The organism is Marinomonas sp. UCMA 3892, assembly GCF_012726345.1.
Classification (GTDB): Bacteria; Pseudomonadota; Gammaproteobacteria; order Pseudomonadales; family Marinomonadaceae; genus Marinomonas.
On the sequence record NZ_PTXN01000009.1, the window covers coordinates 125,747 to 139,099 of the forward strand.

The window sequence follows — 13,353 nt, forward strand, 5'->3', positions numbered from 1 at the left end:
GGTCTTTTTTCCTCAAAAACCGTCCATGAGGCCGCAAGCAGCATAGAAGATCCCACAACTGATAACAGTTGCAGATACCTTAAAATCAAGGTCAAGGAAAGTTTTTTTGGTGTTCACAACCTTGCTGGTCAGCCCAATCATTACGTCGATAAAGCTATTAAAGATGGCTTCAAATAGTTGTTTCATCGGTAGGTCAGAAAAATATGGCGCTTCATACTTGAAACGCCATTATTCTGAAATGACTATTTAATATAATGTTTTAACATTACTAAATGTAGTGCATTAAAGGCGAGTTTGGGTTCATCCCATAGCTAAGCTTGAAAATCAGGCCAAAAACCTTAATGTATGAACATCCTGTTGTTACCAAATAATTTTTGCATGTAAATCCCGAAAACTACTGACAATAAAATCTGCCCCCGCTTTCAATAAATCATGCTCACTAAACTGTCCTATTAACCCCACCACATCACAACCTGCCGCTTTTGCCGAAACAATACCATTGGGCGAATCCTCAATAACCAAACATCGCTTATCAATAAGCTGATTTCTTTGAATAAGCGTAATATAGGGTTCGGGATTAGGTTTATGATTAATAACATCTTCTGATGATATGATCTCCCTTATAAAAGCCGACAAGGCATTGCGTAAGATAAAATCCTCAACATCGCCTCGAATAGAGGATGTAACAATATTTACTTCCTTGTTCTGCGCGCACTGTTTCATAAATTCAACACTACCATTTATTGGCATGATCAAAGATAAACTTTGTGTATAATTATCACGTTTTATTTTCAACAATTTTTCTGAAGATACATCATACTTTTTCGCGAAAAAATCAAAAAATACCTTTTCTGGACGACCTTGAAATGACATCAAAACGTCATCATCATAAGGTATATTAAAAGTATCTAGAGCGTATTTTTTGGTTGCTAAATGCATTATTTCTGAGTCGGCTATGACACCATCAAAATCAAATAAGACAGCGTCATACTTAGAAGCAATGATTTGATTATTGCGAGCATCATTTATTCTAGACAATGGACACTCCGCGATTATCAATTTCAATGAAGATACTAGATTGATTAGCGATAGGTTCATCAAAACTGTAATCGATCATAAATAAAGAATCCCCCCACGGAGTCATTACTTTATATTCGGTATGACTTCCTAAATACACCGAAGAAATAACCGTCACAGGCAAAGCATACGCTGAAGAGTGATCGCTTCTTAAAATTTTAAAAGCATTTGGCCTTATAAAAGCAACATTTTCTCCAGCACCTTTTGGCCCTTCATATTGGAAAAGCGGAAAAGCATTTACATTAAAAACTTTATCTTCACCTACTGAGTCTAGAGAACCTGACAACTTGTTCGCATCTCCGATAAACTGTGCAACAAATTCATTCTTAGGTTGTTTATAAAGAGCATCAGGTGAGCCAATCTGGCTAATTTCGCCATCACACATGACAATAATATCGTCCGAAATTGCCAACGCCTCTTCTTGGTCATGTGTTACATAAATAGACGTAACTCCAATTTTTTGCTGTAGATCGCGAATGTCTTGTCGGACTTGGCGTCGAAGTTTTGCATCTAAATTTGACAAAGGCTCATCAAACAAAAGCACGTCTGGTTCGATAACAATGGAACGAGCAATTGCAACTCGCTGTTGCTGACCGCCTGATAGTTCACTTGGGTATCGATCTTTGTACTGCTCAAGACCCACTGTAGACAGGGCTTTATGTGCTTTTTCAAGCATATTTTGTTTGTCTTCTCTACGGTTGCTGAGACCATAGCAAACATTTTGCATGACGGTCATGTGCGGGAATAATGCATAGGATTGAAACACCATACCGACATTCCGACCAGAAGCAGACACTTTCGTTACGTCTTGACCACTGATCAATATCTCACCGGAAGTGGGTAACTCAAGACCAGCAATCATTCTTAGAGTCGTTGTTTTACCGCAGCCTGATGGCCCTAATAAAGTGACAAGCTTTCCAGACTCAATAGTAAAATTGATAGACTTAACCACTTGAGTATCATTGAATGTTTTAACGACATTTTTAAAAGAAACTGATGTATTGTTTTTCATGACAAACCTGCTTTTTATTTTTGTGCTCTAAGGAAAACTTTTCTGTTACCGACCAGTAATTTCATCAAAGCAATGGCAATGCTCATAATGACAATCAAAGCCGTTGCATAGGCAATTGCCACTCCGAACTGATTCGCCTCAACAAGCCCAATAATATAAGCCGAGGAAAGATTGAATTCTGCACTGACTAAGAATATCACCGCACTAATACTCGTAATTGACCGTATAAAGCTGTAAATCATGGACGATATGATGGCTTGTTTCATTAATGGCATGATGACCTTTCGGAGTGTTTTAAATCCAGTTGCACCTAAGGTAATTGAGGCTTCATCGAGTCCTTTATCTAATTGTGATAACGATGCAATACCGGAGCGAACACCAACTGACATATTACGAAACACAAAGCACAAGACTATAATCAGCGCTGTATAGGTTAAATCGATCGGTGCTTGGTTAAACGCAATGACGTATGCGACACCAATAACAATGCCAGGAATAGCAAAACTCAACATGGTACCGAATTCAAAATAAGATTTTCCTGGAAAATCTACTCTCGATAATAGGTACCCTGTTAAAAGACCAATAAACGAAGTCAATGGCATGGCAATCAAAGCGAGTGCAATTGTCGTTATCAATGAGTCCCAAGCGACTCCGGTTGCGACAAAAGCGTTATTAACAAACTCAACTCTGAAAGCATCCACATAGTGTTTCAAAGAGAAAGAGTTATCAACGCCCCATGTTTCAACAAAGCCCCCTAACAAAATAATGGCATAAACAGTTAAGGTGAATAACACCCACGGAATGACCACACCAAGTGAGAAATACTTAACATGAATTGGTAGATCACAATAGCGACCGCCATCCCCCTTACCCGTCACCGTATTGTAATTGGTTTTTCCTACCCATCGTTTCTGGATAAAAAAGGTCGTCAATGTAAACATCAGCAAAACGATGGCTAATGTCGCTGCTTTACCGTCATCTGCCGAAGCTCCTGCCACCGCAAAAAAGATTTGCGCGGACAACACTTGATAATCACCACCGAGCACTAATGCATTACCAAGATCAGCCATACTTTCAATAAAACCGAGTAAAAAAGCGTTAGCAAGACCGGGACGCATGAGTGGTAGGGAAACCGTGAAAAACGTTTTGTAATTACTTGCTCCCAGAGTTTGAGAGGCTTCTTCCATAGAAGGACTAATGCCCTCGACCACACCAATCAACACTAAAAAAGCGATTGGAGTATAAGATAAGGTTTGTGCTATCCATATTCCCCAAAAGCCGTATATCCAGCCCCCCAATTCCACATTAAAGACTGATTCAATCCATTCAGTAATAATGCCGGAAGAGCCTAGTAGTAAAATTAGCGCCATACCCACAACAAAAGGAGGAGTGATCATTGGAAGAACACTAAAAAAGCCAAGGTATTTTTTACCGAAGAAATTGGTTCTTGTAACCACTAAGGCGAATGCCAACCCAAGAATAGTAGTACTCAAACCTGTCATAACAGCTAGGAATAGCGTTGACCATGCTGAACCACAGATTGAATTAGAGCTTGGTCTACAATCAAGGCTCCATAGATTAGCAATCGCGAATCTATCAATAAAAGCGTTTAGCGAAAAACCAACCTCATTAACATAAAACGCACGAATCAAGATATTCAATACAGGGAAAATGACAAAAACGGACACTAGAAAAATAATGATTATTAGGCAAGAAGTGGAAAAAACATCACCTTTCATAAAACCGCGATACGCTAGGCCATTCGCAATCAAAAGCAAATAACTCAGAATAAGCAAAAGGGTTCCACCACCAGTACCTACTTGATAAGCGTCTTCAGATAGAAAAGCATTAGCCCACTCAAAATTGACACCAAAATCTCCAACTAACAATGACTGAAAGATGACTGCAAAGACACCGACTAAACCATAATACAACTGGTAATAAGAAAGTCGTTTAAAACGCACTTCATTCGATTTAGAAGACAATAGATGTAATCCGTAAAACAAAAACGGACCGACAGCGAGTAACAACCAGCTTTTACTGAAAACAAAAATTTGAAAGATAAGTGGGGCATTATCTTCATTATAAAAAAAGTCTAATGAAAGCCATTCAAATGCCCAAAAATTCCCATAGAGTCGATACCAAGGAATCAACAAAATGCCAACAAGACCTATGATGAGAGTATTTCGATGAAAGTGTTTCAAACTAATTCCTCCGGAAGAAAAAAGCTTCCAGTATTGAGAGTACGATAGGTTCGATAATGGCTTCCAAGACACATGAAGTACCTTGGAAGCAATGTCTTATCTAGAGATAGGAAAGATTTCGTTGGTCCATTTCGAAATAATCGCATCTTTGTATTCTTTTGTTGAAAAACGATCATCCGATGCTATCAACTTTGCAGACTTAACTGCCTCAGATCCTTTAGGTGATGCCGCATTCTTATTAGATGGGAATTGTAATGAACCAACCGTCGCCAAAATTTCTTGTGTACTAGGTTCATACAGAAAGGTAGTAAATGCTTCTGCAGCGGCTCTGTTTGGCGCGCCACGAACAATACCAACTGGACCGACTTCGAATAAGGTACCTTCACAAGGAACCACTAGCTCGATTGGAAAACCTTGTTGGATCAAACCAACAATGTCATGACCGAAGCCAATGCCTATCAAAGTTTCTCCAGACGCCGCCATTTTCACGCCTTTAGATCCAGACTTAGTATATTGACTAACATTTTGGTGGATCTTTTTAACAGAATCCCACCCTTTATCTATATCACCATGGTAAGCCTGCAAAACACTCGCCGCGAACTTATAAGCCGTACCAGATGTATTCCAGTTAGCCACAACAACTTGACCTTTATATATATCTTTTTCTAAATCTGCCCAACACATAGGTTTTGGGAGATTCAATTTTTCCAACAACTCAGTGTTCACAGCCAAACCTAAAACACCCATATAAAGACCGCCTAAGCGATTATCACTTTTGAACGTAATATCTTGCGCCCAAGGCTGAATATTTTCATTCAATGGGTACTTATGCTGGGCAAACAAGTCGTCTTGTAATGCTGTTTTATACGGGTCATCTGTTCCATAAAAAGCGATATCCACTTTGGATTTGTAAACAGACTCTTTACAAGCTTCGAGTTCACTAGCTTGTTTAGATTTGCATCGTTGCTTAGCTGCGCGGGCAGATTTTTCTAACTCACCTTTTAGACGAGACATAATTTCACTGGTGCTGATACGAATGAACTTTGCCTGAAAATCGTTATTGCCATTCACTTCAGCAACCTTGCTATTAAAGGCGTCTATGACGGCTGCACAGGCAACTTCCTCAGCACCACAATAAGAAAGCATATCGCCAGAAATACCCTTTAAGTAAGAGTAATCAACGTCGCTAGCATAGACATTGGCAGCAAGAATTGAGCTAGTTAGACCAAGCACAGTCATGAAAGGGATTTGTTTTGTATTATGCATTTTGCGTTTCCATTTATTATTGTTAGGGTTCTATGATGAAGAAGGACTTTGACAGATCCAATCAAAAAAAAATTAGTTTTATTGCTGTCTTTTTTTACAAATATAACCAAATCAAATTTAACGCCGATTATTTGTAACTTTTGTAATTTTTGTAATAACCATATTTGGATATTAATTTTTAATGCGCCGTTTTGCTTTATGGATTAAACTTTTGCGGTGTTTCGAAAGGTTGAACTATGAAAAGAATTAAAATATTAGTCGTTGACGATGACACTGACATTCTTACATTTATGAAAAACTTTCTACAAGAAAATGAGTTTGAAGTATATTGTCAAAACCATGGCGAAAAAGTCGTTGAAAAGATAAGAGAGTTATCAATTGATTTTTTAATCATCGATTTGAAGCTCGCAGGCATGAATGGGGTTGAAATTGCGAAAGAGGTTGTGGCCCTTTTTGACATTCCTATCATCATGATTTCCGGCGTACATGATGATATTGAAAAAATCGTGGGACTTGAATCAGGTCTTGATGACTTCATTGACAAACCTTTTAACCCAAGACTTCTTTTGGCGAGAATTCGTTCTTGTTTAAGGCGATCTTCGGCGAAAGTGCATGAAAAAAGCAGTTTTCTAGAGACAAGAAGTATACCCTCAGATTTGACATTTGGTCCTTTTCTTATGGACTCAAATCGATGCATTTTGCTAAACGAACATAAAGAGCAAATTGAACTCACCAACACAGAATTTAGATTACTAGAGTTTTTTGTAAGGCACTCAAATGTTGTGGTATCTAGAGAAGACCTCTCCGAAGAGTTAGGCTTAGAATCCACATCCTATATGATGCGAAGTATCGATGTCCTGATATTAAGACTTAGACGTAAAATCGAGGCCAATCCATCAAAGCCTAAGTACCTACAAACAAGGCGTAATAGAGGCTATATATTTATTAATTCGCCAGATCAAGAAGAACAACATGCTGAATCAGTCTAAATCCAACACGATTAAGTATTATTTTTTATTATCATTTTTTATTATTTCGGTTTTTAGCGTGATATTTTTCACTATTCAAATGTTAAATTATGATAGGGAGCGAAAACTTTACATAGAGAAATCAACACACAATTCGCTACTATTTGCAGCCATGGAATTAATGCAAATTTCACAAAACCTAACAGGCCTCGATCAAAGGCGTTCTGCCAGTCTTTATGCTAAAGAATACGAAAAAGTAGAGTCTGAATATAATGACGTACTATCTATCCTCAATTCATTAAACGAAGAAGACTACCAAAAAGAAGTCAAAAACCTGCTTGTTGAATTCTCAGAATTTAACAGTGAAATAAAAGTAAGAAATGACTATTTATATAGACGAAACAACTTAAAAGTTATTCTGGAAAACAGTCTTGATCTCAGTACATCTGAAGAAAATTCGAATTTACTGAACATTATTAAACTTTCTTTAGAGTCAAAAAACATGCTCGCACTCGGCGAATATTATCGTGATTTATCGAGTGCTTTTAGCATGAGCAACATTCCTCATGCTGAACGAGAAAAAATCCAAGAAATTTCCTTCGGATCAATGAATGCTTTCGATACAATGGAAAAAATCATATCTGTAAATGTCATATTAAATCGTCATCTTAATGATCTAATATACAAAACCGATTTTCTTAGAGCCACAATTTCAAAAACCATTACACGAGATGATAAAATCCCAAAAAATGAATCCCATTACTATGGATACATTTTAATAGCCATAATATTAATTTTTATTACTTATCTATATACAGCAAATAAAAACCTATTCAGAAAACTGTATATCATTTCATCAAAAATAAAGTCAGATTTACCTATTAGCTATATAAGGATCCATCATAAACAAAACAGGACTAAAACATCAAAAGAAAAAAAATTTGATGAAACGCTTTTCAATATCAAACTATCAAAGATTATTCTAGATAAAAAGAAATCAAACTTTATTGTGGTAGATGATGAAAACTTTCCTTTTTGCTGCTCAACATCTATTTTCGATGAAAATTTTAAAAATCTAGAAAATGAAGCTCTCGATACTAAAATTCTGACAGCATCTATCTATGATAACCATTATTTTTTATCTAAAAAAACACCTCAAAACACCGCTATTTTCGATTGTGACATTGCCTTTTCTGTCGACATCCCTAACGAAAATAAAACTATATTATTTCTTAATTCTGAAAAAGATGAACGTTTACGACAAAATGACCGTCTCAACTCTCTAGCCAGTATTAGTGGCACAGTAGCACATGATATTAACAACATGATTACCGTTATTGTGAGCTCATTAAGTATTCTTCGAGAGTCAAAATATCTAACCTTACACTCCGACCGGAAAGTTATTGATAGCGCATTATTTTCAGCTGACAAAAGTATTGGATTGATCGATAGACTACTTACGTTCGCAAGATGTAAGCGCTTAGCTCCCGAAATAGTCGATGTTAATGCACTGTTAGAAGGGCTTTATGAAGTCATTTCATTCGCAACTAATGACAATGTCACTGTTGAATACGAATTAAGCAAGCAACCGCTTTTTACCTATATAGATCCTGGTCAATTAGAAACATCTATTATTAACCTATGTTTGAATTCAAGTAATGCCATTGGTGAGTCAGGGTTTATTAAGATAAAAACTGAGGTAAACTCAATAAATCAGCTAAGTATCATAGTGGAAGATAATGGACACGGCATACCAAAAAGTATTCAGGGTAAAGTCTTTGAGCCTTTTTTCACAGGACGTAAACAAGGAGAAGGACACGGCTTGGGGCTCAGTATGGTTTATGGCTTTGTCACACAAAGTGGCGGATCTATCACATTAGACAGTCAAGTTGGTAAAGGAACAACCATCTCCATTAGTTTTTCCTTAAAGAAAACATAGGCATATATATGAAATCAATAATCGTCTTTTTCGTCTTTCTTTTTTCCCCCTTAACTATAGCGGAAGCTAACCTCAAAATTTTCTGCAGTGCCAAAGCCAATAGCTGCCTGTGGCTAAAAGAACGTATGTATGAATTACACGGCATCAAATCTGAAATGATTGTAAAGAGCTCGGGGGAAGTACTTAATATTATCGAAACCGGTGCGGAAAACTTTGATATTTGGTGGGGAGGAACAGGAGACACTCATCTTAAAGCAGCAGAGAGTGGTTTTCTAGCACCCATTACTTTAAAGAGAAAACAGGACCAATTATTTTGGTCAAGACATCTACTAGACATTTCCAAAGGAAGAAGTGTTGGAGTATATGCGGGTATTTTAGGTATCATTGTAAATAAAAAAGTATTATCTGATTTAAAATTGGATGTACCACTATGTTGGTCTGATTTAGGAAAAACCACCTATAAAAATCAAATAGTTCTCGGAGACCCTAATACATCAGGTACCGCTTATACCTTTTTAAGCACCCTCTTTCAAATTTATAATGGCGAAAAAATACGTCAAATACTCCCAGAGATTAAACAAAACATACGAAAAACAACTAATAGCGGTTACCAAGCTATTTTGCCATTGATTGAAGGTGAAAACGCTATCTCTATTGCTTTCATTCATGATGTTATTTCTTTATTAGATAAATACGAAGACCTTGATGTCATTATCCCTTGTGAGGGAACAGGCTACGAAATAGGTGCTGCCAGTGTGATTAATAGCAGCAAAAACAAAGAAAAGGCGATTAACTTTATCGAATTGAGCATGCAGCCAAATATACAAAACCTTTTATCTTCTGATATTGGCTTACAAATATATTCAAATATTAATACCGTTAAATCAGGTGCGTATAATGATGAAAAATACTTTAACTTGATCAATTACGATTTTTTTACCTACTCCCGTCCAATGGTAAGAAAACGCACATTAGAATTCTGGAACCGCTTAGACTAAATTATAGAAAAATTAAATAAGTCTTTATAACGATAGCTAGTTTCACTTGATCACTACATATGTATCTCCACCTCGGACAGATATAATAACTTTTTCACATTTTAGCAAACTAGCTTAAACAACAGACTGTATGTGGTAGGCCCTATTGAGGGCCCACTTGATGAAAAATTGACATGTTCAGAATTTAATCTAGATTAACAAGTACATACTGAAAATAAGGCATCGACTATATTAGTTATGAACAATCACGATTAAATGTTAGCTGCACAGAACCTTATAGAAGAAGAGCGAGCTTAAAGAGCCGCTTCTATAGCTAATTTTTCCTTTATTATAGGTATGGACGACATTAGTTGTTTAGTATAACTATGTTCAGGCGAATGCATAACTTTAGAAGTTTCACCTTGCTCAACAATTACCCCCTCCTTCATAACTAATATACGCTGACTCAGCATTTTAACCACATGCAGATCATGACTAACAAACAGGTAACTCAGTCCCAATTCACGTCTTAATTTTTCCAATAACTGTAAAACTGTAGCCTGAACAGATACATCAAGAGCAGAAGTAGGTTCATCCAAAATCAAAAATTTTGGATTTAACGCTATCGCTCTCGCTATTCCTACTCTAGCCTTTTGTCCACCACTAAGTTGATGAGGCAAACGAGTCATGAACTCAATCGGTAGCCCAACCTGTAACATCAATGATTCTACTTTCTGACCTAAATAATTTTTATTAAAACTCTCTCCTAAACGCTTTAATGGTTCTGCGATTAAATCAAATACTGTATGACGAGGATTTAAGCTACCTGTTGGATCCTGAAAAACCATTTGTATATCTTTGCGATAAGGATGCTTAATAAAATCGTTACTTGAGATGTCCGAAATTACAACACCGTCAAATATTATCTTTCCTGCAGAGGCATCATCTAGTCTAGCCAACATTCTAGAAGTCGTTGACTTCCCACTTCCTGAGCCACCGACTAAGCCCACACATTCACCAGAATAAATAGAGAAAGAGCTCTCTTTTACAGCTATAAACTCTTCCCTTTTCTCTTTGCCTTTAACAAATGACAAAAAACTTCCCGTTTTTTTAATAAAGGTTTTTCTTAACCCTTCTACTACCAATAACGGCTTTTCACTAATTTCAGGCTCGCTAATATTTAAGTAACTTGGCTTTTCTAATGTAAGATCTTCAACTTTTCCTTCTTTAGATGGAGTAGCCAATAATAATTTTTTAGTATAAGGATGTTTGGACTTAGAAAAGAAGTCTAGTCTACTATTACTTTCTACTACCTTACCCTTTTCCATAACCACAAACTTGTCACAATATTCAGCGGCTATACCAAGATCATGAGTAATCAGGATAACAGCCAACCCTTCTTCTTTTGCCAAGCTCTTAATCAAGTCCATAATAGACTTTTGCGTGGTGACATCTAGACCTGTAGTGGGTTCGTCTGCAATGAGTAATCGCGAACGGCAAGCTAAAGCTAGCGCGATCATTACTCGTTGACACATCCCACCACTTAATTCAAATGGATAGGCATTTTTCACACGATCTAAGTCGTGAATTTCCACCTGTTTTAATAACTTATCGATTTCTTTTTCAATATTCGACCAAGAAGCGTAACCATGATTACGAATCATGTCTCGTAAATGTTGACCAACTTTTCGAATGGGGTTTAGTGTAGACATAGGGTTTTGAAAAATCATAGAAATTTCACGACCACGAATCTCTTTTAACTTGGCCTGAGTCGCTTTATGAATGGGCATACCATCGTAGATAATTTCTCCTAATGGCATAGAACCATTAGCATCTAGTAAGTTTAAAATACTATATGCTGTAACGGACTTTCCGCTCCCACTCTCTCCTACTAAAGCAATAATCTCTCCTTTTTGTAAGTCAAAGCTAACGTTTTCCACAGCTCGGACTGTTCCTTTTTTGGTTTCAAAGTCAATAGCTAGCTTATTTACAGAAAGCAATTTCTTTTCTTTCGTATACATAATCACTTCCTTTTTTGAGGATCGGCTAAATCTCGTAAAGTGTCGCCGACAAGGTTAAAGGTAAATACCGCTAGCATCAGTACTACGCCAGGAAATAAAACTAACCACCACTGACCAGATATAATGTAATCTGCCCCTTCGGCTACGAGTATCCCCCACTCTGCAACAGGTGGACGAACTCCCAAGCCAATAAAAGACAAACCTGCCGCGTTTAGAATTGCCCAACCCATATTAATTGAGATCTGCACGATCAAGTTGGGCAGACAGTTGGGCAGTATATGAAAGAGCAATGTTCGAAAATGACTATTACCGGATAATAGAGCCGCCTGAACATATTGCCTATCCCTCTGTAAACTGACCTCAGCACGAGAAATACGAATATAAAAAGGGATATTAATAATAGCAGTTGCATATATCACATTAATAAGCGAGTTCCCCATTACCGCCACTATCCCCATTGCCAGTACAAATAATGGAAAAGCCAACACGATATCAGCAAGGCGGCCAATTAAGCGTTCGTACCAACCACCATAGTACCCAGCCAGGGCTCCTAGAAATGTCCCAACAAAAAAGCTTATCGATACAGCAGCTAAAGCAATACCGAGATCAAGACGAGTCGCCACTATTACACGAGAAAAAACATCACGACCTAAGTGATCTGTACCAAAAAAATGCTGACTGCTTGGGCCTTGTAATGCGATTGTGGTGTTGCTTTCTAAAGGGTCATAAGGGACCCAATAAGATCCAGTTAAAGCAATAAAGACATAGACTCCAAATAAAATTAACGAGATGCTAGACAATAGGTTTTGGCCAACAAGGTATCGCAGTTGTTGGGCGATATTGTCCTGTTTGATAGTTTGACTATTCATTGCGGCCCATCCTCGGATCAAATAGGGTGTAGAGAATATCGATAATTAAATTTAGTGTGACGAAGAGCACAGCCATAATGAGTACAAAGCCTTGTATCGCAGCATAATCTGATGCCACTAACGCATCTATCGCAAAAGACCCGATACCCGGCCAAGAATAAACTTTTTCAACCAGCACGTTACCTCCCAGTAAAAAACCAAACACTAGGCCAATTACTGTGAGAAGAGGTAAGGAAGCATTCTGTAAGGCATATACATACACTCGCATTTTTGCACTGATACCATTAGCTTTAGCAGCTTTAACATATTCACTTTCTAAAGCAGTAATCATAGATGATCGGGTCATTCGAGCTATTGGGGCTAATGCACACAAAGCCAATGTAGACGCTGGTAGTAGTAGTTGAGCAAAAGCCGCTTTGAAGACTTCATAGTCTCCGATGATTAGGGCATCTATGGTGTAAAAGCCAGTTACATGAGGAGGTTCCAAATAGATGAAATCTAAGCGACCGATCGGCGATGGTGACCATCCCAGTAAGTAATAAAAGACAAACATTAAAAACAAGCCACTGAAGAAAATAGGCGTTGACGCCCCAGCAGTGACTAAAACTCGACATAAATGATCAATCCAAGTATTAGGTTTTAGGGCCGCTAGAATACCTAACGGTATGGCCGTTAATAAACCCATGAACAAACCAAGCAACGTTAGCTCTAATGAGGCAGGCAGACGTGCTTTAATTTCATAGGTAACACTTTGGCCCGTAGTTAAACTTTGGCCTAGCTCTCCATTTAGCAAGTTGTTGCAATAAGCTAAAAATTGATAAGGCAATGAGCGGTCTAAACCAAGCTTTTCCCTCACTTGTTGGATTGATGCTTCATCAGCCATTGCTCCAGCAAAATAGACTGCCGGGTCTCCCGGCAGTGCTCGAGTTAAGCAAAACGATATAACCAGCACACCAAAAAGTGTAGGAACAGCTAGCATTAAACGCTTTATGATGAGTTGGATTTTATCGTAAAGCATGC

Annotated in this window: 10 protein-coding genes; 3 read left to right on the forward strand and 7 right to left on the reverse strand. The window is 37.6% G+C overall.

The annotated features are described in order from the left end of the window. Nucleotides 1-360: 360 nt before the first annotated feature. The 4 genes from B6N13_RS14110 to B6N13_RS14125 all read right to left on the reverse strand — a co-directional run bounded on the left by B6N13_RS14110 (nucleotide 361) and on the right by B6N13_RS14125 (nucleotide 5,559). A complete protein-coding gene (locus B6N13_RS14110) occupies nucleotides 361-1,038 on the reverse strand; it encodes an HAD family phosphatase (RefSeq protein WP_169459723.1) in 678 nt (225 codons plus the stop codon). After that, on the reverse strand, nucleotides 1,031-2,089 hold the full coding sequence (locus tag B6N13_RS14115) for an ABC transporter ATP-binding protein (protein WP_169459724.1): 1,059 nt from the start codon (nucleotides 2,087-2,089) through the stop codon (nucleotides 1,031-1,033). Before B6N13_RS14115 ends, B6N13_RS14110 begins: the two co-directional genes overlap by 8 nt. 14 nt (nucleotides 2,090-2,103) lie before the next feature. Next, the gene (locus tag B6N13_RS14120) at nucleotides 2,104-4,293 is read right to left on the reverse strand and encodes an iron ABC transporter permease (protein WP_211172875.1); all 2,190 of its coding nucleotides are present in this window, start codon (nucleotides 4,291-4,293) and stop codon (nucleotides 2,104-2,106) included. Between the two features lie 96 nt (nucleotides 4,294-4,389). Next, nucleotides 4,390-5,559 (reverse strand): extracellular solute-binding protein, encoded by a 1,170-nt coding sequence (locus B6N13_RS14125; protein WP_169459725.1) that lies wholly within the window; start codon nucleotides 5,557-5,559, stop codon nucleotides 4,390-4,392. Nucleotides 5,560-5,795: 236 nt separating this feature from the next. On the opposite strand from B6N13_RS14125, the gene B6N13_RS14130 reads away from it, so the two are divergent. From B6N13_RS14130 to B6N13_RS14140, 3 genes are read left to right on the forward strand one after another with little or no spacing between them, the layout of a single operon-like run. Then, complete coding sequence (locus B6N13_RS14130; RefSeq protein ID WP_169459726.1) at nucleotides 5,796-6,548, forward strand: response regulator transcription factor; 753 nt, start codon at nucleotides 5,796-5,798, stop codon at nucleotides 6,546-6,548. After that, on the forward strand, nucleotides 6,532-8,466 hold the full coding sequence (locus B6N13_RS14135; protein WP_169459727.1) for an ATP-binding protein: 1,935 nt from the start codon (nucleotides 6,532-6,534) through the stop codon (nucleotides 8,464-8,466). Before B6N13_RS14130 ends, B6N13_RS14135 begins: the two co-directional genes overlap by 17 nt. Nucleotides 8,467-8,474: 8 nt before the next feature. Further along, a complete protein-coding gene (locus tag B6N13_RS14140) occupies nucleotides 8,475-9,464 on the forward strand; it encodes an extracellular solute-binding protein (protein ID WP_169459728.1) in 990 nt (329 codons plus the stop codon). 293 nt (nucleotides 9,465-9,757) lie between these two features. Here B6N13_RS14140 and B6N13_RS14145 read toward each other — a convergent pair whose 3' ends face one another. Genes B6N13_RS14145 through B6N13_RS14155 form a run of 3 tightly spaced genes read right to left on the reverse strand, consistent with a single transcriptional unit; the run spans nucleotide 9,758 to nucleotide 13,351 of the window. Further along, on the reverse strand, nucleotides 9,758-11,464 hold the full coding sequence (locus B6N13_RS14145; protein ID WP_169459729.1) for an ABC transporter ATP-binding protein: 1,707 nt from the start codon (nucleotides 11,462-11,464) through the stop codon (nucleotides 9,758-9,760). A gap of 2 nt (nucleotides 11,465-11,466) precedes the next feature. Then, nucleotides 11,467-12,333, reverse strand: a complete 867-nt coding sequence (locus B6N13_RS14150; RefSeq protein WP_169459730.1) for an ABC transporter permease — start codon at nucleotides 12,331-12,333, stop codon at nucleotides 11,467-11,469. After that, nucleotides 12,326-13,351, reverse strand: a complete 1,026-nt coding sequence (locus B6N13_RS14155; protein WP_169459731.1) for an ABC transporter permease — start codon at nucleotides 13,349-13,351, stop codon at nucleotides 12,326-12,328. The genes B6N13_RS14150 and B6N13_RS14155 overlap by 8 nt, the downstream gene beginning before the upstream one ends. Nucleotides 13,352-13,353 lie beyond the last annotated feature (2 nt).